Origin of the sequence: Streptomyces sp. ML-6 (assembly GCF_030116705.1) — a bacterium.
Taxonomy (GTDB): Bacteria; Actinomycetota; Actinomycetes; order Streptomycetales; family Streptomycetaceae; genus Streptomyces.
The window spans coordinates 252,962-273,083 of the sequence record NZ_JAOTIK010000002.1; the positions used below are offsets into that span (position 1 = coordinate 252,962).

Below are 20,122 nucleotides of genomic sequence, written 5' to 3' on the forward strand. Positions count from 1 at the left end.
GCGGCGTCGGAAACAGAAGCGGCCCAGTCCCGCCGAAGTTCCGTCCGTAGGGGCGGTTTCGGCTGCCGTCATCGTCTCCTCAAGCCCCTGCCCTTGTGCCTCTCCCATGCGAACGCGCGCTCGTGGTCGGGGTGGTCAGCCGGTCGGTGCGGCGGGAGCGGACCCGGGCCAGTCGGCCGAGGACCGCTGCGATCGGCCCCAGCAGCAGGGCCAGGGCACCACCGATCACTCCGTTGCCGGTGCCGGGGCCGCCGTCGGCGACGGCCAGATTCACCGCGCCGACGACGATGCCGATCAGTCCCGCCACCAGGGACACGAGGGCTCCCCTCTTCCCGTTGCCGTTGCCGGTTCGGCCGGCGGAGCGGGCCAGGGTCAGGGCGCCGATGACCACGCCGGCCAGCGCCACCAGTGCGGCCCCGGTGCCCACGAACCGCCCGGCGGTCAGCTCATGGGCACCGGCGGCGATCGGCCGGACCGGGGCGTGCGCGGTCGCCGGTGCGGCAAGCCCGAACCCCCCGAACAGAGAGCCTGCGCCGACGGCAAGCATGTAACGGACGGACATGAGGTGCTCCTTCTCCTCGTACAGCTCCTGCTGTTGGATGTCGCCCGATCCTGGCCGTCGGACCCACCGCCGGTCGTCCCGCAGGCGGACGCACTTTGCGCTGCCGCCGATGGCGCCCGCGGCTACTGCGGACGCGGCAGGAGCCGCGCACGTACCGCGGACGCGGTAGAGGGCCGCTCGTCCGCGAGCGGGACTCGCCCGCGCAGGCATCTGGCTAGGGTGCGCGCATGGACAAACGACGGTTCGCCGTCCCGGCCGGTGCCGGGGACTGGGTGATCGCTGTGGGCGTGGCGGCGCTGATGCTGGGCACCGGGTGGTCCGGGAAGCACACTGGCTCGGGGCCCGGCCTGCTCGGCTACGCGCTGCTGATGGTTGGCGGCCTGGCCCTGGGCGCGCGGCGCCGGGCTCCGGTCGTCGTCCTGACCGTCACGGGGCTGTGTGCGGTGGGGTACCAGGCAGCCGGGTTCGACGTGCTCGCCGTCGCGTACCTGGTCGCGGTGTACGGCGCGGTGCGGGACGGGCACCGTGCCCTCGCGGTGACGGCGTCCGTGACCCTGTTGGTGGCTCTCCAGCTCACGGCGCTGGTCGTCCGCGACGGGCCCGTGGGCGAGGCGTTGGTGCGGGCCCGCGGCACCCTGGAGATCGCCTGGCTCATCGCTGCCTTTGCCGCGGGGGAGGCGTTGCGGCAGGCGGAGCAGCGGGCGGAGGAGGCCGAGCGCACCCGGGAGGAGACCGCGCGGCGCCGCGCCGATGAGGAGCGACTGCACATCGCACGGGAACTGCACGATTCGCTCACCCACCAGATCTCCATCATCAAGGTGCAGTCCGAAGTCGCCGTCCACGTGGCCCGCAGACGCGGCGAGAAGGTGCCGGAAGCACTGCTGGCGATCCAGGAGGCCGGACGTGAGGCGAGCCGGGAGCTGCGCGCGACCCTGGAGGCGCTGCGCGACGACGACACGGCCCCGCCACGCGGGCTCGCCGACGTACCGGAACTGGTGGAGCGGGCCGGGAGGGCCGGTCTGGAAGCGACGCTGACGATCGAGGGGCAGCAGCATGACGTGCCGGCCGCGGTGGGTCGGACCGTCTATCGGATCGTTCAGGAGTCGCTGACCAACGTCGTCCGGCACTCCGCCGCCACCACGGCGTCGGTCCGGATCGACTACCGGCCCGACGCCCTCGCGCTACGCGTCGACGACGACGGGAAGGCCACGCCGGGCACTGCTCCGGTGCCCGGTGTGGGGCTGCTCGGCATGCGCGAACGCGTCACCGCCCTCGGCGGCCTGCTGCGCGCCGAACCGCGTGGCGAGGGCGGCTTCACCGTCCAGGCCGAACTTCCCGTGGACCACACGTCATGATCCGCGTCCTGCTGGTCGACGACCAGCCACTCATCCGCAGCGGATTCCGCGCACTCCTCGACCTCGAGGACGACATCGAGGTGGTCGCCGAGGCCGCCGACGGCGAGGAGGGCCTGGAGCTCGCCAGGGAACACCTGCCCGACATCGCGCTCATCGACATCCAGATGCCGGTGGTCGACGGCATCGAGGCAACCCGGCGCATCGCCGCGGACCCGGCCCTGGCCCAGGTGCGCGTCGTCGTCCTGACCAACTACGGCATGGACGAGTACGTCTTCGACGCGCTGCGCGCCGGCGCCGCCGGATTCCTCGTCAAGGACATCGTCCCGGACGACCTCCTGCACGCCGTCCGGGTGGCCGCACGCGGCGACGCCCTGCTCGCCCCCTCGATCACCCGCAAGCTGATCGACAGGTACATCTCCCAGCCGCTCGACACCGGTGCCGAGGCCGGGCTGGAAGAGCTGACCAGTCGCGAACGCGAGGCGGTCGCCCTGGTCGCGCGGGGCCTGTCCAACGACCAGATCGCCGACCGCATGGTGATCAGCCCCCTGACCGCGAAAACTCACATCAACCGGGCCATGGCCAAGCTCCACGCCCGTGACCGCGCCCAACTCGTGATCCTCGCCTACGAATCCGGCCTGGTCGCCCCGCGCAACTCCTGACACCCACGGGTCGCGGCCGCCGTCCGGCTCCGCGGTCGCCGGTCAGGAAATGAGTGCGCTGGACAAGGTTGGCCAGGCTGCGTCCGACGTGCGCCCGGACCCACTCGACGGGGGTTGTAGTCGGGCGAGTGGATGGGAAGCGGGAAGCAGAACACCGTCAGCCGGGTTCGCTCGGCGATCAACTCGCGCATGGTGTGGGAGATGTGGGTGTTCAGGCGGTCCCGGACCAGCACGAGGGGTGTTTTGACGAGCTGGTCGCGCCGTCGGCCAGCGCGATGAAGTCGCGCTCGCCCATGCTGCGGCGCTGCCCCTTGCCCACGGGGTGGGTACGCAGGCGGTGGCACAGCCGGGTGTGCGAGCCCGGCCGCAGGGCGCTCAGTCCCGGGCGTCGGCCGCCGACCGTCACGACCGGCGTGCGGCCGCGCCGACCCCGGGTGCGTCCCCGGGGCGGACGGCGGTGGAAGCCTGTCTCGTCCTCGAAGCAGCGGCATGGTGTGGTGTCCGTCAGTACCCGCCCTGTCGAAGTCGAGGGCCGCAAGGGGCCCGGCTCCCCTCTTTGTCGGCGTCGGTCCTTGCGCGCCTGGAATGCGAAGACCTCGGCCGTGAAATCGCCGAGGTCCCTGGGGCGCTTCTCCGTCTCACCAAGATCCACGAGCCGGAGCGTGCCCCGCCACGACCACCAGGAACCGGGCCAAGGGCTGGTGTCAGGCCCGGCGGCGAGTGTCCTCGAGGTAGTGGAGTACGGCGGCGACGCGCCGGTCGACCTGTTGGGTGGGCACGAGGTCGAGCTTGGCGAAGATGCTGCGGATGTGTTTGTGGATGGCGCCGTCGGTGACGACGAGCCGTTCGGCGATGGCGCTGTTGCCCAACCCCTCAGCCATCAGCGCGAGTACGTCACGCTCACGTGGGCTGAGGCGTTCCAGCCGGGTGTTTTGGTGTGAGCGTGTGAACAGCTGCGCGACGACTTCGGGGTCGACGGCGATACCGCCGGCCACGACCCGTCGCAGTGCGTCGAGGAACTCTTCGACCCGTCCGACACGTTCCTTGAGGAGGTAGCCGATGCCGCTGATGCCGCCGGTGAGCAGTTCGGTGGCGAAAGTCTGCTCGACGTATGCGGAGAGGACGAGGACGGCGAGACCGGGGTGCCGGCGCCGGGCCTCGATGGCGGTGCGGATGCCTTCGTCCGTGTGGGTGGGCGGCATTCGCACGTCGAGGATGGCGACATCGGGCCGGTGCGTGTCGATGGCGCCCAGCGCCTCGTCGGCCGTTCCGGCCTTGGCCACCACGTCGAACGACTCCGCGCGCAGCAGGAGAGCGAGGCCCTCGCGCAGCAACGGGTCGTCCTCCGCTATCACGATCCGCATGGAAGATTCACCTCAAGGGTTGTCGGTCCGCCGAGCGGACTGGTCAGACGAAGAGTTCCGTCATGGGCCGCGACGCGGCGGCGGATGCCGGTGAGGCCGGAGCCGCCCTTCTCGTCGGCGCCGCCCCGGCCGTCGTCCTCGATGCGCAACAGGAGCCGGCCGCCCCGGCTTCGGACGGTGACGGTGGCCTGGGTGGCGCCGCTGTGCTTGGCGATGTTGGTGAGGGCTTCGGCCGTCACGAAGTAGGCGGTCGCCTCGACGGAGGAGGCGCACCGCTCCGGCAGAAGGGCGTCGGTCCGGCAGGGCACCGCGCAGTGTGCGGCCAGCCCGGAGAGCGCGTCGGCCAGGCCGCGGTCGGCGAGCACGGGCGGCAGGATGCCGCGGGCGACGGTCCGCAATTCGGCCAGCGCCTGTTCGGCGGCGGACTGGGCGCGTTCGAGCAGTTCGTCGGCGCCGGCCGGGTCGCGGGCCACCATACGGCGGGCGGCGCCGAGCAGCACGGTGACGGTGACGATGCGGTTCTGGGTACCGTCATGGAGGGAACGTTCGATACGGCGCAGTTCGGCCGCGTGGGCGTCCAGCGCGGCGGCCCGGGTCGCGGTCAACTCGATGATGCGCAGGGAGAGATCGGTGTCCGGTCCGGCCGTCAGGAGACGCGCACCGGGCCAGGCCTGAAGCCGGGCCAGGCTGGGGCCCAGACCGAGGATGATGGCGATCCAGCCCACACCGAGCAGGCACACTGCGGCGGCGTCCAGCCAGGATTCCGCGGTTCCGAACCCCAAGGCGGTGCTGGTGGCATCCGCAGGCGCGAACGGCCACAGCAGCGGGAAGGCGGTGTCGCGGACAGCAGCGATCGGCAGCACAATGCCCAGCAGGCCGAGGAACAGGCCGAGCGTGGCGTGCGTCACCAGCCAGCCGGCCTCGCGGTGGGTGGTGGCATCGGCGAGGGCGAGGCGCAGTTGGGTGGGCGGCGGGTCCGGGGCGACGACCTCGGCACCGTGGTGGTTGAGCCGGTCGCGCTCCTGACCGGCCAGCGCGTGCAGGGCGCGCAGCCCGGCCGGCGCGGCGAGCAGGCCGACGCCCACCAGGCAGGCCGCGGCCGTCAGGACGAGCCGGCCGAGGACTACCAGCGCGAGCAGGGCGGTACCGAAGCCGCTCACGAGCTGTCCCAGCGCGGCGGAGGCGGCACCGACGACCTCCTTGACGAAGCTCGTCGCACCGGCCCCGGCCCGGTCGGCGGCCCTGAAGTCCTGCTGAATGGTCACCCCGCTCCTCCCCGCCTCGCTTTCCGGATGCGCCAACCACCCTATGCCTGGGCCGACATGGCGGGCTTCGGTGGTACAGCCTGCTGTACCACCGATTCGGCGGTACGAGGGATGGGCCCGGAAGGGACCGGTCCGTAGTGTCGGTGGCACCGCAGACTTCTGGAAGGAGTTCCCGTGGCGCACACGGACCCCTACCGTCTCATCCCGGCCGACAGCCGGGGCGGGGCGCAGGCCGGGATCAGCCCTGCGGACGTGGTCGGCGTCCTGCTCCGGATGGCCCTGGTCATCAGTGTGATCGGCAACATGGTGGTTTCGTACGGTGCGGTGGGCAGCGGGGCACAGCTGGCTTTCGGCGGGGTCACCGCGGTGTGCGTCACCGTGCTGGCCGTGCGCCGTCTGCGGAGCCGTCGATGAGCTCTGCCGTCTTCAGCCACTGCGAAGTCTTCAGCCGTTGCGAAGCCGGCCGCCGTTGCGAAACCGTCCGTTGCCGCGAAGCCATCCGCGCGGCGACCGAGAAGTAGTTGTTGACGCCGACGTGCAACACGTAGGGTCAACGGCAGGCTCTCGCCGGTGCAGTTGCACACCCGGGTCGCCACGGACCTGAAGGCGATGGCGGCAGCGACGAATTCCGCCCGCTGCCACCAGGACACCTTCGGTCGGCCGCCCCGTTCCACCAGGAACAACGGCAGACGCCACACACCCCGCAGCGGACCGCTGATCGGGGAGCCGGGCAGGACGCCCAGGAGCCGAAGCAGAACGCCTCTTCCGGTTTGCATCGACTGGCCTGCTCGGAACACCAGTTGCGGGAGCACGGATCATTGCCGCGCACACCCCGGGCCGGGGTGCAGCAGGCTGCACCCGCCGCCTTCCGAATGAGGCCGACAACCGTTCACGGCCGGGACCGCCGTTCGGGGATGCTCGCCGCACATCGTGGAACCACCCGCCCGGCCAACGGACTTGAGTACGAGAAAGAGAGAGGGCGGGCAGGAACATCACCATGTTCGAGCCTTTGGGGCCGGGGGATCCGGCCGAGATCTCGGGTTACACGCTGCGTGGAAAGCTCGGCGAAGGAGGGATGGGCAGCGTCTATCTGTCCCACACCCGAGGCGGGCAGCCCGTTGCCCTGAAGGTGATTCGGCGTGAGTTCGCGCAGGACCCCGAATTCCTGCGGCGTTTCGCCCGCGAGGTGCAGGCGGCACACCGGGTGCAGGGGGCGTACACCGCCGCAGTGCTCGACAGCAGCGTCGACGGGCAGCAGCCGTGGATGGCCAGCGCGTACGTCCCCGGCCCTTCGCTGGCGGACGCCGTGCTCACGCACGGGCCGCTGCCGTTGCGGACCGTACTGCTGCTGACCGCGGGTGTGGCCGAGGCGCTCCAGTCCATTCACGCGGCCGACGTGGTGCACCGCGATCTGAAACCGTCGAACGTGCTGCTCGCTGCGGATGGCCCCCGTGTCATCGACTTCGGCATTGCACGGTCCGCCGAGGCGACGGCGCTGACCGGCACCGACGTGCGCCTGGGCACACCCGCGTACATGTCGCCGGAACAGGCGGAGGGCAAACCCGCGACATCGGCACTCGACATCTTCGCGCTCGGTCTCATCGCATATTTCGCGTCAACCGGTGGGCATGCGTTCGGCGAGGGCGACGGGCACGCCCTGCTGTACCGGATCGTGACCCGGCAGCCGGACCTGGCCGCGTGTCCCGAGCCGCTGCGTCCCCTGATCGCGCGCTGTCTGGCCAAGGAACCGGGGAAGCGGCCCGTGCCCTCCGAAATCATCGAAGAATGCCACAGGGTCGCGGCGGCGAAGGGCATGACACTGGCCCGCGGCGAGGGTTGGTGGCGCCCGGTCACGGCGGCCGAGGATTCGACGGCACCGGCCGGGTCCGTATCATCGGCGCAGCCGTCGTGCGAGCCGACCGCCCCGGAGGCACCGCAGGCGTACGAACCTGAGCCACCGCAGGCGTACGAACCGAACGCGCTCGATCCACGGATGTATTTCGCGCAGCAGGCAGCACCCGCCCGGTTCGTCCCACAGCCATCGGCCCGGCACTCGGGCAGGAGCGGCGGCCCCGTTGCAGTTCCCGCGGTGGCCGGGGAAAGCGACGGCTCCGAACGGGCCGGCATGACTCCGTCCGATGGCAGCCTGCACCGCCTGATCGGCTGCCTGCACCGCCTGTTCGACGGTCGGCACCGCCGGGTGGCAACGGCTGCGGCAGCAGCACTGGTGCTTCTCGTGATCGTCACCGGGCTGCTGACCGGGTTGGGGGTCCTGAAGGACCAGTAGTACTTCGTTGGGTCTGATGGATCTCGGCGGTCGTGGCGGTGCGTGCTGCGCCAGCGGGAACACGTCACGAGAGGCTTCCGCTCGGCCGAGTGCGGCACGGCGGAGACTCAGTCGGTGCGACGCCCTGTCGCGGGCCGTGGTCCTGAGGCGCGCCGTCGCCCGCCGTCTCCGTACGGCCATGACACCTCATCAAAAGATCGAAGCAGCAGTCGTGTTCGTGGAGAAGGTGCCTCGGACCGTTGCGGAGTCGCACGCCGGTGACGTCGGCCGCCGGGGCCACCGTGCGCTCCTCTCGGGCGTTCGTGTCCTTGCCGAGGTTGACCACCGACACCCGTTGTGTGGGGCGCTGATCACGGTCGGTGTCGAGAAGAGAGGCGTTCGGTGGTGCCTGCACTACTTCACCTGGGCAACTGGCTGCATTGTTGGGACGGGGCGCTCTTCCTACCGTCGAAGGCTGTTGCACTCAGGTTCCTGGAAGGTGCCCGCCCATGTCAGTGCCCTTGCCCACCGACGCCGTCCGCCTTGAGCGGGTCAGCAAGACCTATGGAGGTGATCAACCCGTCACGGCGCTGGCCGAGGTGGATGTCCGGTTCCTCCGCGGGACGATGACGGCGGTGATGGGACCGTCCGGTTCCGGGAAGAGCACCCTGTTGCACTGCGCGGCCGGACTGGACCGGCCCACCTCGGGTCGTGTCATGATCGGCACCACCGATCTGTCGTCGATGTCGGAGAAGCGGCTGACCGAGCTGCGCCGTGACCGGATCGGCTTCGTCTTTCAGGCGTTCAACCTGGTCGGCGCGCTCACCGTGGAACAGAACATCCTGCTGCCTTCCCGGCTGTCCGGCAGGCGCCCGGACCCGGCGTGGCTCGCGGAGGTGATCGAACGGGTCGGGCTGGGCCACCGGCTCGGGCACCGCCCGGCGGAACTGTCCGGCGGCCAGCAGCAGCGGGTGGCGATCGCCCGGGCGCTGGTCACCCGACCCGAGGTGATCTTCTGCGACGAGCCGACCGGGGCACTCGACACGCAGACAGCCGCCGAGGTGCTGGCTCTGTTGCGGTCGATGGTCGACCGGGCCGGGCAGACAGTGGTCATGGTGACCCACGCCCCGGTCGCCGCGTCGTACGCCAACCGCGTCATGGTGCTGGCCGACGGCCGGATCATGCGGGACATGCCGCAGCCGGGCGTCCAGCGGATCGCCGAACAGCCGGCGACGCTCGACCGCCGTCAGCAGCAGCCCGTCGCGAGCCGGGAGGGCTGAGCGGTGCTCGGACTCGCCGCACAGATGCTGCGGTACCGCAAGGGCACTTTCATCGCGACGTTCATCGCGCTCGCCACCGGGGTCGTGATCCTTACGGTGTGCGGGGTGCTCGTGGAGTCGGGACTGCGGTACAACGGGGAGACGGGGCGGTACGGCGCGGCATTCGCCGTCGTCGCCAAGCACGAGCTCACGGTGCAGGGGCCGGAACGGTTCGGTGAGCGCGAGACCAGCACGGTGACGCTGCCCGAGCGCGGTGGCGTCCCGGAGTCACTGGTCGACAAGGTCGCCGCGGTCCCTGGCGTGGCTCGGGCGGTGGGAGACCGGACGATCGCCGTCGCGGCGGTGGCCGCGCCGAAGATGCCGGTCACGGGCCACGGCTGGGGAAGCACGGCGCTCACCCCCTACGAGGTGGTGTCCGGCACCGCGCCGCGGGGCGAGGACGAGGTCGCCGTGGACCGGCGGCTCGCAACGGCGGGGAAGCTGCGTCCCGGCAGCACCACGACGCTGCTCGTCGGCGGTGCCGTTCGGCAGGTCCGGGTGAGCGGCGTCGTCGGGACGTCCGGCGCGCACGGGCCGCAGGCGGTTGTGTTCTTCACCGACGTACAGGCGGCCCGGCTCCATCCCCGTCCCGGTCTTGTCGACGCGATCGGTGTGCTTCCCGCGAAGGGCGCCGACCGGGCGGCCGTCACCGCTACGGTGAAGCGCATCGCGGGCGGCACCGGGACGAAGGTTTACACGGGTGACGAGCGGGGGCTGGCCGAACAGCCCGAGGCGGCGGCCGCCAGGAGCTTCACCGTGGAGGCCGGCAGCGCGTTCGGCGGCTACGCCGCGCTGATCACCGGTTTCGTGGTCGCCGCGACGGTCGGTCTGTCGGTGCGGCACCGCCGCCGCGACTTCGCCCTGTTGCGGGCGGTCGCGGCGACCCCCGGCCAGGTGCGGATGCTGATCCTCGGCGAGGTGGGCATGCTCAGCCTGCTCGCAGCGGTGGTGGGTGTCCCGCTCGGCCTGCTCGCCGGGCTCCGGCTCAGGACCGAGCTGGTGACGCGCGGGTTCGTCCCGGAGACGTTCACCATGAACGGCGGGGTCCTGGCCGCTCCGGCGGTGGCCGCTGCGGTAACCACTGTCGCGTTGCTTTCCGGCTGGATCGCCGCCCGGCGTACCACCCGCATCCGTCCCACCGAGGCGCTCGGCGAGGCCGCCGTGGAGCCGACGCCGGGCGGCAAGGTCCGGATCATATCCGGCGTGGCGCTCCTCGGCGTCGCGTTCGCGCTGATCGCCCTCGCCGGCAGCACCGGCGGCCAGGCCGCCATGGGCTCCGCGGTGGGCATGCTGTGCACGTTCGTTCTGGCTGTCGCGCTGCTCGCCCCGTGGATCAACCGGGCCGCCGCCGTGGCGCTCGCCCCGGTTCTGCGGACGGTGTTCGGCGACAGCGGGTACTTGGCCGCCGCGAACCTGCGGGCGAACGCGCGCGGCATGGTCGCCGTCCTGACGGCGCTGGTGCTCTCCGTGGGGTTCGGCGGCACCATCTGGTTCCTGCAGGACAACCTGGAACGCCAGACTGTGATCCAGAGCAAGGAGGGCACGATCGCCCAGCACGCGCTGGTCGGCGGCGCGGGCCTGCCCGCCGAGGCGACCACGCGGGCCCGGCAGATCCCCGGGGTGCTCGCCGCGACCGGGGTCCGTCGTACCTCGGTGCTCGTGCCCTTCATGGACGAGGCGATGGCGGTGGTCGCGCAAGGCATCGATCCCCAGGACGCGAGCAGGACCATGGACCTGAAGGTGACGTCCGGGAACCTGGACGGCCTGCGGGGCCGCGACACGGTGGCGGTCTCCTCGTCCCAGGCGGACACTTCGGGCTGGAAGGTCGGCAGCACGGCCAAGCTTTGGCTCGGGGACGGCACACCGGTCGCCCTGAAGGTCGTCGCCGTCTACGGCCGGGGCTTCGGGTTCGGCGACGTCACACTGACCGACGAAACGCTCGCCGGACACACCGCGACCGGCCTGGACGACCACGTGCTGATCCGCAGTACGCCGGGCGCCGACGTGGGGCCGGCCCTGACGAAGCTCGCGGGCGCGTACCCGGGGAGCACCGTGACCGGCACCGACCAGTTCACCGGTGAGCCGGCCGAGGACCTGGCGATCAGCTCCTGGCTCAATCGGCTGCTGGTCGCCGTGCTGGTCGGGTACGCGGTGCTCGCGGCCGCCAACACGCTCATCATGGCCGCGCTGGCCCGGGGCCGGGAGCTGTCGCTGCTGCGTCTGGTCGGGGTGACCCGCCGCCAGGTGAAGCGGATGGCGAGCGCGGAGCAGGCCGCTCTGCTGGGCGTGGCGCTCACGATCGGCGTCGCGGTCGCGGCGGTCACGCTGTCCTCGATCGTCAACGCCGTCGCGGGGCAGCCCGTCCCGTACGTTCCGGCGCTGGGCCTGGTTGCCATCATCGGCGGCACGGCCGCGCTCGCGCTGGTCTCCACGGTCATCCCGGTCGGGCGGCTCCTCCGCACCCCGCCGGTCGAGGGAATGGGCATCCGCGAATAGCGCCGCGCACCGTTCCGCATCAGTCGGGTGCGCCGCCCACCGTCGGCCGCCGTCACGGATCGCTGGGGCGACCGTGGTGGGCGGCTTCACGGTGGGCGGCCTGACGGGCTGTAGAGACGGTGACACGTCCGACGCCGAGGTTGAGGTCGAGGCCGAGGTTGAAAAACGGGCACGTGCCGATCGGCAGCCACACCAGGACGTTCGTCGCCACGACGTCCTGCAACTGGTCGGCGAGGGCGCGGTGAAGCTGAAGGGAAATCAAACCAGCCCGCTCTCCAGCACCCTCTTCTGCCGACGCGCGTGTCCTGGGCTACCTGAGGACGGTGCCGGGGTCGACGCCGGTCAGATCACAGCTTGCGTCCCACAATCGGGCCGCGACAGAGCTGTCGGCAAGGTGGTTCCACACAGGTTCGCGTCGGGGCTCGCCACGCAGACGGAAGACGCGTGGCCCCCACAACTGGCCTCCGCGCACGGCCGGGTCGAGCACGGCCCGGACTGCGGGCCATGCACCGGCGTGCTTGCCCTGAACGAAGAGAGCCGCGGGTGCCGCGCTCAGCCGTGCGCCGACGGTCCGCACATGGACCGGCGGCCGGGACGGGGTAAGGGAGTCCAGCGCGCCACCGGGATGAACCACCACGCTCGCCACCGTGCTGCCGACAGCGTGCAGGCGGCGGTCGAGTTCGACGCCGAAGCACATCTGCGCCAGCTTGGAGCGGCCGTAGGTACGCTTGGGCCGGTAGTCCTTCCGGGACTGCAGGTCGTCCAGATCCAGCCGCTCGGACTTCGCCGCGAAGCTGCCCATGGTCACAACCCGGGCCGCGGGCGCGGCCGACAGCAGCGGCATCAGCCACCGGGTCAACGCGAAGTGCCCGAGGTGGTTCGTGCCGAACATGAGCTCGTGTCCGTCGCCGGTCCGCCTGCGGGGTGGTTCGTCGAGCGCGACGCCGGCATTGTGAACCACTGCGTCGAGGCGTTCCACCTCCAGTGATTCCACCACTGTTTCGAGCGACGAGAGATCGGCGAGGTCCAGACGCACGGCCCGCACCCGCGCCCCGGGGACCCGTGCACGGATCGAGGCCGTGGCGGCCCCGGCCTTGGCGGGGTTCCGGCTGCCGAGCACGACAGTGGCCCCGGTCGCCGACAACTGCTCCGCGACGAAGTACCCGATGCCGGCGTTGCCGCCGGTGACCAGGAAGACACGGCCATCGGCACGCGGCAGCCGATGGACGTCCCACAACAGGGTGGAGGACACGGGTGACATGAGGACGGGGCTCCTTCGCTGTGAAAGGCGGCTGCGGCTGCTCGGTCGGGCAACTCGACCCCCACGGTCCCAATGGCTGCCGACACCTCACCCACAGATCGTCGACAGCCCTGCCGGACAGGCGACACCCCGCCGACATCCTGCCCACGCCCCACCCCCATCCCGCAAAAAGCGGGCCACCTCAACTACCGGACCCATACGGCAGATTCCTTGATGGAGATCAGGAGGAAAGACGATCCACGTGGAGGGGGTCGGAGAGCTGTGTTGCAGGGGCCTGCGCTCGCACAATGACTGCCTGGTCGAGCAGCTCGCCTCCCGGCCCCTCACCCAGGGGCAGCACGAGTTCCATGTCCGCGTGACGAGAACGGCCGGATCGATGCCATGCTCCGGGAGGACCGCTCCGCGGAAGCAGAAGCAGAAGCCGGAGCTGGAGCCTGAGCCGGATCAGAAGCAGAAGCGCACAGCTCGACATGTCCACCGGCGCGGTCGGTCATCAGGCGTTTTCGCAGACGGCACCCCAGCCTCTTCGGCCGGGGTGCCGATGTACGGGTCGGGGTTGCCGAGTCCGTGGGCGATACCGACGGTGTCCGGGTGCGGGCTGCACGACTGTCGTCGTGCTTCCAGTCCCTTCCACGGCACGGCCGACCCGTCATGGGACGCTCGTATGCCCGCCCTTGGGGCATCACGACACCGGACCGGACCGCCCCTGAGACGTCACGACACCGGGCCGGTCCGTCCTTGGGGCGTCACGACACCAGGCCGGCCCCCTCCAGCTCGGTCAGCTGCACGGTGCACAGCCCCCCGCGCTCGGCCTTCACCCCTGTCACCTTCAGCTGCGTCCCCGGCGCGAGAATGTACTCCTCCTCACCCGTGAATGCGGAGAATCGCCGGATCCCCACCGCCCGCGCGGGTGTCACCTCGAACAGCGTCCGCCGGCCGCGCCCGCCGAGGAACGCGCGGGCCACACCCAGTTCGGACGTGCACGACGACACGCCCCACCACGTCACCGTCCGCCCCAGCGGGTACTGGGACCGCAGGTCCAGCGCCACCCCACGCCACAGCGGCCGCGTCTGCACCGGCAGCGCCTCCATCGCCGAGAACAGCAACCGCAGGTACGGCAGGTACGGCACCACGCGCTCGCGGTCCGACGAGCGCAGCACGGCGTTGAGCTCGCGGTAGAAGCCCGACTCGCACGTGTACAGGTAGAGAGCCGAAATCGCATCGGCCGACAAAGCACTCACGAGGTCCCCGGACGGCGCGCCCGCGGACGTCGCCTCCGCGGCGGCCTTCGTCTCCCCGAAACGGCTCGACAGATCGATGTGCCGGTCCAGGTTTCCGAGCACCTGCGAGACCGGCTCGACGGCCTTCCGGAAGTCCATCAGCGGCGTGTCGAACACCCCGGTGACGGGCGGCAGGACGAGACCCTCGTCCTTGACGCTGGTGAGTCGCTCCAGATACAGCTGGTGCAACTCCATCGTGGACGCGATGAACGCCCCCATCCGCTGCGCGACACCACCGTCCTCCGGCCCGTCGGCCCCGCCCGGCCCCTGGTCCCAGCCCTTCTGCGGCAGCCAGTCGACCGGCTCGGCCCCCACCGCCGCCAGGGCGTCGTTCACCTGGGCGAAGTGGTCGCCCTCGCAGAAAAGATCCCCCTGCGCGGCAGGATTGGCGTGGTCCAGGTGACGGACCTCCACTCCTGGGTACTTCTTCTCCAGCCGCTGGACGACCCTCTTCAGACTCCGGGCGTGCGCGCCCCACCAGGCGAACACCACCCCCCGGTCGTCCTCCTCCACCGCGTCCTGCTTCGCCCGGAGGATCTCCTCGACGATCTGCTCGGCCACGGGGCGCCAGAACGACGTGTGCCGATCGGTGGCCATCGCCCCGTCCGCGCTCGCCGTGAGGGACGCGTTCAGCAGCAGCACGCCCTGGGTGAGCATCGCCTGGAACCACTCGGGCGGCTGAACCGTGTCCTGTTTCTTCAGCAGGGCGCGGACCTCGGCGATCGGGGTCTTCTTGACGATGCCGTACTTCCACATCGCAGCCGCCTTGATGAGGCAGCGGATGCTCACGACCCGGCCGAACTGACTGTCCTTCCAGTCGTTGAAGGTGTTGTCGAACATCGCGATGCCCGTCGCGCTCTCCGCCCGCGGATAGGGGTTCTGCCCGAAGGCGACCACCTTCCACTTCTCCGGCGGATGCGGCTTCAACGCCTGGAACGTCAGCTCGCGCACCGGAACGACCTCCGGGCTGCGCTTCGGGCCGATGAAGTCGGCGGCTCCCGGCTGCGCTTCGATCACCGGTTTGAGCAGCGGCAGCCACGGCTCGCCGCCACCGGTGAACAGGTCGGCCAGTCCCAGCGGATCCCCGGTCGGGGAACCGGCATCGCCCGCGGCCGTCACGTCGACATCACTCACGAGGGTGGAACTCCCCATACTCGAACCGGACGCCTCCTCGGGCACCCCGGCATGCTGAACAAATGCGGCAGGGCCGTCGCCGGTGTCCGCGCCCTGGGCGGAACCGGCCTGCGAGGTCTGTGAGGTTTGCGAGGCCTGCAAGGTCTTCGGGTCAGTGACGAAAGGAAGGCCGCTGCGGCACGTTGATCCGGACCCGCCGCACGGACCCCGCTCCCTCGATGTCGTCGAGCTGCCCCAGCACGGCGGTCCGCAACTCGTCGTAGTCCGTGAAACCGTGGTCGTGGAAGAGGGTATAGCCCGTCCACATCAAGTTGGCGCACACCTTCGCGGGCACCTGCCCGGTCTGCGCGCCCATCCCGACGAGGGCCACCGACCGGATGCTGCCCGGCTTCGCCCGGTTCTGCAGATGCACCGCCTGGAAAGCGGCCGCGCAGGCCAGGGCCACGTTCATCGTGTCGCTGATGTTCTGCGACGACTGGCGCATGGTGGGCGTCGAGATCAGGTACCGGGGTATGTCCGCCCCGGACGGCACGCACACCGCGCTGCCCACCGGCAGCCGTCCGCCGAACCGGTCGCGGATCGCCCGCTGCACCCGCACCTGGATGCCCGCACCGAGGTACCGCTTGACGACGGCGTCGACCCCACCGTCCATCCGGCCGCGCTCGTTGGTGGGAGAGACCCAGGCGTCGGCATCCACATCGAGCAGAGAACCCCGCCTGATCTCGACCTCCGGCGTATCCGCGAACGCGGACCGCCAGGCCCTCACCACCCCGTCGTTGACGTCGACCAGGACGACGCTCAACGCATGCCTGATACCCACGAATTCATCCCTCTCGCCCCGTGATCTCGAACAACCCCGAAGCTACCGCGCACCACTGACAACGCCGTTCGACAGGGTTGTTCGGACAGGAGAGACGGGGTCGAGGGGGTCCGGTCGGGCCGATAGCCCCGCACCTCCGGTTGCGCCACTACCTTCCTCCTGGCGAGGCCGACGGTCCATGGGGCGGACTCGAGGTTCGAGTTCACGCCGCGCCGGTTCCGCATGCCCACCCCGCGCCGCACGGTTTTGCATACGGCGCTTCGCGGCCGGACTGTCCAGGCCCGACGCCCCCCGCTCTCTGCTCCGGGTGGTACCTCTCCCTCGGCCATCGCGCGGGTGGAGGTGTCGGCGTGGGATGACGGCTTTGCCCGGCAGGGCTCGTCACGTGCCCCTCCGATCTCAGTTCCGGATCCGCCACCGGCCCAGCCGCCGACGCGACCGACACCGCACAGACCTGCTCGGCACTCACCGGACGCCCGCTGCTGACGCTCATGGCTCCGGCTTCACCTCACCGCGTCACGACATCGCACACCAACACCGCCCGAAGACGCCGAGGATCAGGAACAGCTATTCACCTTGTTGTTCATCCTTTGGCGGAGCCCCGGTGAGACCGGTAGGTTCTCCGCGGTGACCTCGATGAAGACGCAGGGCCTCGTGTCGATGACGGATGAGGCGCAGGTGCGCTGGACAGCGCTGGGAGACACCACCGGGCAGCCGCCTGTAGTCATGCTCCATGGTGGTCCGGGTCTGCCGGACTACCTGGGCGATGTCGCCGCCATGGTCGCGGACCTCGCGCCCGTGTACCGGTACGACCAGCGTGGCACGGGCCGGTCGCCATGGCAGGGGCACCATTCCCTCGCTCGGCATGTCGACGATCTCGCCGAGCTGCTCGACGCATGGGAGGTGCCCAGGGCCGTGCTGATCGGGCATTCCTATGGCACCGATCTGGCGAGCAGGTTCTGCCTGGCGCACCGTGACCGGGTTGCCGCGATGCTGCTGATGTGCGGGCCGTTCGTCGGTGATTGGCGCTCCGGATACCAGGCGGAGTGCGATCGCCGTATGTCCGCAGCACAGCAGGAACGACTTCGCGCTTTGGAGGAGTTGCCGGACCGCACGGAGGAACAGGAAGTCGAGCTGCTCACACTGGCCTGGTTCACCGACCACGCCGATCCCGAACGCGGTTGGCACTGGGCCGCGCAGGGCGCCCGGCGGCGCCGCCCCGTCAACTGGACCATGAATGGTGAGCTCGGCAAGGAAAGGCGCGCGGACCCGCTCGATGAGCATCTGACCGAGCTGCGCGCGTGCCTGCCCGCGCGAACGGAGCTACTCGGTGGGGTCGACGATCCCCGTCCCGTATCGGCTCTCGAGTCACTTGCGCTCCGGCTCGATCTTCCGCTGACACTGATCGAGGGTGCTGGGCACGAGCCTTGGCTGGAGCAGCCTGACACCGTGCGTGCGCACCTTCGGCGATTCGTGCAAGGTGCGGTGGGCGCATAAGAGCTCGTGACACGATCACGCCGGAACGTCCTGGTGGGCCGTGGCCGGTGTGATGATGATTCGACCGTTCGTGAAGGTGTGGGTACTCGACCGCGGATCGTGGACGATGAGTCGGGGGTCCTGAACGAGCCGTCGCTGCCTCCGTGGCCGGAGCGGTCGCCGGGACCGCGGCCGGTGTCGGACCGGCTGTTTCTGCAGGGCATCCTCGGTGTCCTCCACCACGACACGGTCTGGCAACTCCTGCCGCTGGAGGTGGGATTCGGCCCGGGAGGCGGGTGAGGAGTGTTTACCGGCCGTCGGAGAGCTCGTTCCAGGAGGTGGGCCGATCTGCGATCGCCCCGGGAGGCCTCAGCCGGCTGCATGCCAAGCCCGGCAACCGCTCCTGCTGCTCAGTGGGCAGCCATGCCCAGGTTCTCGGTCGGCACTGCCGCTCCAGTCGGTCACTCGCCCAGGCCTTTCCCTCGAACAGAACCCGGTCTCGATGGTCGGCAGGACGGCGGCGTCGCCCTCGGCGTCGACCAGGTTGTGAGGAGCCGATGGTGCCGGTGGTGCCGCTGCCGACCGGGCGGCCGAGGGCCCTTGTCCCGGTGAGGGCATCGGACGTGGCTGCGGACCCTGATGTGACGTACGCCTCGTCTCTCGGACATGTTTTCCGGCATGGCGCTGTAACGATCACCCCGCTCGGCCCACTACCTGACGACAGGACACACCGGAAAGGACAGGAGGTGCGGCAGTGCCCGACTATGACGCGGATCGTTTCACCGCCATCTATGACGGCTGTCGGCAACGCGTGTGGGCCTACGTGGTCAGCCGTGCGGGACGGCAGGTCGCCGACGAAGTGGTGAACGAGACGTTCATCGTGGCCTGGCGCAAGCTGGACGACGTCCCCGAACCGCCGCTGCCATGGCTGCTCAGAGTCGCCCGCAACATCCTGCGGGACAGCATCCGGGCGGAGGCCAGGCGCGCTTCGTTCACCGCCGAACTGTGCTCCTGGGCGGAAGCCGCCGAGGGGGACATCGCCGAGGAGGTATCCGAGCGAAGCGCGCTGCTCAAAGCGCTGGCCACGCTGCCGGAGGACGATCGGGAACTGCTGATCCTCTCCGCATGGCAGGGTCTGACCCCCGCGCAGGCGGCCGTGGTGGTCGGCTGCTCGCCCATCGCCCTGCGGGTCCGTCTGCACCGGGCGCGCAAGCGGCTCACCCAGGCCGCTTCCGCCTGCCCGCCCGTGGAGGAGGCCGCAGCCGTGCGGCATGTGTCCACCCGAGCCCGGATCACCCTAGGAAAGGAAGCCCGGTGACGAACGACATCCTGCACCGCCTGGCAGCCGCCCGCCCCGCCCACCTCGATCCCGACCGCCCCACCCCGTCGCCGGTTCGGGAAGAGGAGCTCACCACGGTCACGGCCCGCCCGCGGGCGACGCGCACGGCCCGCGCCACCGCCCGGCCGCGGCGGGCGGGCCGCCCTCTCCTCCCCGGTCTCGCCCTGGCCGCGGCGACGGCAGTGGTGGCTGTGGTGATCGCCGACACCGCACCGGAGAAGACAGGGCCTGCGCCCTCCGCAACGCCGGGCTCCGGCAGCCGGGTCCTTCTCGCCGCCGCTTCCCACGTCGAGCAGCAGCCAGTCGGCTCCGGCACGTACTGGTACGTGGAGGAACACCTCGCTTCTCTCCGCGAGATCCCCGGCAAGAACTACACCGTCGCCGTCCGCACCGAGCAGCGGTACTGGACGGCCGCCGCCAAGAACAAGCAGTGGTCGCAGCTCGTGGACCTGGGGGCCCGCCCGGCCACGAAGGCCGACGAGGCGGTGTGGAAGGCGGACGGTTCCCCCACCTCGTGGAACCTGAAGGGTGAGACCTTCACCTACGCCGGCAAGGGCGAGATCCAGCACGACGCCCCCGGCGGAATCGCGGACACCGTCTCGATGGGCGATCTCCCCCTCCGTGTCCTGGCCACGCTCCCCACCGACGAAAAAGCCCTCCGAAAGCGCCTTTTCGCCCTGGTCGACAAGGACTACAACGCCCCCGAGAACATCCTCGACCGGATCGTCGTCGACACAGCCGTCCAACTCGCCACGACCCTCCCGTCCACCCCGGCCCTGCGCGCCGCCGCCTACCGCCTCCTCGCCGCCGAACCCGGCGTGCGCTCCCTCGGCGACGTCAAGGACCACACCGGCCGCCCCGGCTACGCCGTCGCCCTCCCCAGCCCCCACGGGCCCGTCGAAATCCGCCTGATCTTCGACAAGTTCACCGGCATGCCCCTCGGCACCGAAACGGCCACCACCCGGGACGGCAAGGGCACGAGCAGGGGCGAGTTGCAGGGATACACGACGATCACCTCGATGAAGTGGACCAAGGAGGCACCGCCGTTCGACACCGACACCGAGGACCCGGGCCCGATGACCCCTCCGGACGAGGAGCCGGACGCCGAACCGGCCCGCTGAGGCTGATCCGCCGAACCGGCCCGCTGAGGTTGATCCGGTGAACCAGCCCGCTGAGGCCGGGTCGGCTCAAGCCGCGTCTGACGGGCGCCTTCAAACCGACCTGTTCGCCGCGTTCGACGTCGCCGTGCCGCGCCTGGTGGTGGCCGGTGCCCGGCTCCGTCCGGTCGCCGGTGGCGGGGCGGATCCGGGCAAGGTGGTCTTCGGGCACTGCGAACCACCGGCGCGTGACGAGTGGTTCCGACCGTTTCGTTCCCGGGTTCCTTCCGGCTCCGGTCGTGATGGTGCCGCACCGAACAGAAATGCCGGTGCGGCACCCCCGATCGCTCCGGGACCACTTCAACGCGCAGGCCCGGTCGATGGTTTCGACGGTGCGGCTGCCCGCACCGGCCCGGAGTTCGGCCCTGA

At 70.6% G+C, this 20,122-nt stretch carries 16 protein-coding genes and 1 pseudogene; 9 read left to right on the forward strand and 8 right to left on the reverse strand.

Going from position 1 to position 20,122, the window contains the following annotated elements; all coding sequences use genetic code 11:
- Nucleotides 1-79 precede the first annotated feature (79 nt).
- Complete coding sequence (locus tag OCT49_RS35025) at nucleotides 80-562, reverse strand: DUF6223 family protein (RefSeq protein ID WP_283856191.1); 483 nt, start codon at nucleotides 560-562, stop codon at nucleotides 80-82.
- 227 nt (nucleotides 563-789) lie between these two features.
- On the opposite strand from OCT49_RS35025, the gene OCT49_RS35030 reads away from it, so the two are divergent.
- Nucleotides 790-1,917, forward strand: coding sequence for a sensor histidine kinase (locus tag OCT49_RS35030; protein WP_283856192.1), 1,128 nt, complete (start codon nucleotides 790-792; stop codon nucleotides 1,915-1,917).
- The gene (locus OCT49_RS35035) at nucleotides 1,914-2,576 is read left to right on the forward strand and encodes a response regulator (protein WP_283856193.1); all 663 of its coding nucleotides are present in this window, start codon (nucleotides 1,914-1,916) and stop codon (nucleotides 2,574-2,576) included. Before OCT49_RS35030 ends, OCT49_RS35035 begins: the two co-directional genes overlap by 4 nt.
- A 64-nt stretch (nucleotides 2,577-2,640) precedes the next feature.
- Here OCT49_RS35035 and OCT49_RS40230 read toward each other — a convergent pair.
- The 3 genes and pseudogenes from OCT49_RS40230 to OCT49_RS35050 all read right to left on the reverse strand — a co-directional run.
- A pseudogene (locus OCT49_RS40230) lies at nucleotides 2,641-3,057 on the reverse strand (transposase); the annotation flags it as partial.
- A gap of 223 nt (nucleotides 3,058-3,280) precedes the next feature.
- On the reverse strand, nucleotides 3,281-3,940 hold the full coding sequence (locus tag OCT49_RS35045) for a response regulator transcription factor (protein WP_283856195.1): 660 nt from the start codon (nucleotides 3,938-3,940) through the stop codon (nucleotides 3,281-3,283).
- A complete protein-coding gene (locus OCT49_RS35050) occupies nucleotides 3,928-5,205 on the reverse strand; it encodes a sensor histidine kinase (RefSeq protein ID WP_502963504.1) in 1,278 nt (425 codons plus the stop codon). Before OCT49_RS35050 ends, OCT49_RS35045 begins: the two co-directional genes overlap by 13 nt.
- Before the next feature lie 174 nt (nucleotides 5,206-5,379).
- Here OCT49_RS35050 and OCT49_RS35055 point away from each other — a divergent pair, with 174 nt between their 5' ends.
- The 4 genes from OCT49_RS35055 (at nucleotide 5,380) to OCT49_RS35070 (ending at nucleotide 11,286) form a co-directional block, all read left to right on the forward strand.
- On the forward strand, nucleotides 5,380-5,619 hold the full coding sequence (locus OCT49_RS35055; protein ID WP_283856196.1) for a hypothetical protein: 240 nt from the start codon (nucleotides 5,380-5,382) through the stop codon (nucleotides 5,617-5,619).
- Nucleotides 5,620-6,202: 583 nt separating this feature from the next.
- Nucleotides 6,203-7,492, forward strand: coding sequence for a serine/threonine-protein kinase (locus OCT49_RS39940; protein ID WP_349632837.1), 1,290 nt, complete (start codon nucleotides 6,203-6,205; stop codon nucleotides 7,490-7,492).
- 488 nt (nucleotides 7,493-7,980) lie between these two features.
- On the forward strand, nucleotides 7,981-8,751 hold the full coding sequence (locus OCT49_RS35065) for an ABC transporter ATP-binding protein (protein ID WP_283856197.1): 771 nt from the start codon (nucleotides 7,981-7,983) through the stop codon (nucleotides 8,749-8,751).
- A gap of 3 nt (nucleotides 8,752-8,754) precedes the next feature.
- Entirely contained in the window at nucleotides 8,755-11,286 is a 2,532-nt protein-coding gene (locus OCT49_RS35070; RefSeq protein ID WP_283856198.1) for an FtsX-like permease family protein, read from the forward strand.
- 52 nt (nucleotides 11,287-11,338) lie between these two features.
- Here the strand turns inward: OCT49_RS35070 and OCT49_RS35075 are convergent, their stop codons facing one another.
- From OCT49_RS35075 to OCT49_RS35090, 4 genes are all read right to left on the reverse strand, one after another.
- Nucleotides 11,339-11,548: a hypothetical protein gene (locus OCT49_RS35075; protein WP_283856199.1), complete on the reverse strand. Its 210-nt coding sequence runs from the start codon at nucleotides 11,546-11,548 to the stop codon at nucleotides 11,339-11,341.
- A gap of 48 nt (nucleotides 11,549-11,596) precedes the next feature.
- Complete coding sequence (locus OCT49_RS35080; RefSeq protein ID WP_283856200.1) at nucleotides 11,597-12,547, reverse strand: SDR family NAD(P)-dependent oxidoreductase; 951 nt, start codon at nucleotides 12,545-12,547, stop codon at nucleotides 11,597-11,599.
- A 746-nt stretch (nucleotides 12,548-13,293) separates the two neighbouring features.
- Nucleotides 13,294-14,961, reverse strand: coding sequence for an ADP-ribosyltransferase domain-containing protein (locus OCT49_RS35085; RefSeq protein ID WP_283856201.1), 1,668 nt, complete (start codon nucleotides 14,959-14,961; stop codon nucleotides 13,294-13,296).
- A 151-nt stretch (nucleotides 14,962-15,112) separates the two neighbouring features.
- Nucleotides 15,113-15,781, reverse strand: coding sequence for a macro domain-containing protein (locus tag OCT49_RS35090; RefSeq protein WP_283856202.1), 669 nt, complete (start codon nucleotides 15,779-15,781; stop codon nucleotides 15,113-15,115).
- A gap of 636 nt (nucleotides 15,782-16,417) precedes the next feature.
- Between OCT49_RS35090 and OCT49_RS35095 the strand changes: the two genes are divergently transcribed.
- The 3 genes from OCT49_RS35095 to OCT49_RS35105 all read left to right on the forward strand — a co-directional run bounded on the left by OCT49_RS35095 (nucleotide 16,418) and on the right by OCT49_RS35105 (nucleotide 19,717).
- Nucleotides 16,418-17,278: an alpha/beta fold hydrolase gene (locus OCT49_RS35095; protein ID WP_283856757.1), complete on the forward strand. Its 861-nt coding sequence runs from the start codon at nucleotides 16,418-16,420 to the stop codon at nucleotides 17,276-17,278.
- A 733-nt stretch (nucleotides 17,279-18,011) separates the two neighbouring features.
- Nucleotides 18,012-18,575: an RNA polymerase sigma factor gene (locus OCT49_RS35100; RefSeq protein WP_283856203.1), complete on the forward strand. Its 564-nt coding sequence runs from the start codon at nucleotides 18,012-18,014 to the stop codon at nucleotides 18,573-18,575.
- Nucleotides 18,572-19,717 (forward strand): CU044_5270 family protein, encoded by a 1,146-nt coding sequence (locus tag OCT49_RS35105; RefSeq protein ID WP_283856204.1) that lies wholly within the window; start codon nucleotides 18,572-18,574, stop codon nucleotides 19,715-19,717. The genes OCT49_RS35100 and OCT49_RS35105 overlap by 4 nt, the downstream gene beginning before the upstream one ends.
- Nucleotides 19,718-20,122: the final 405 nt, after the last annotated feature.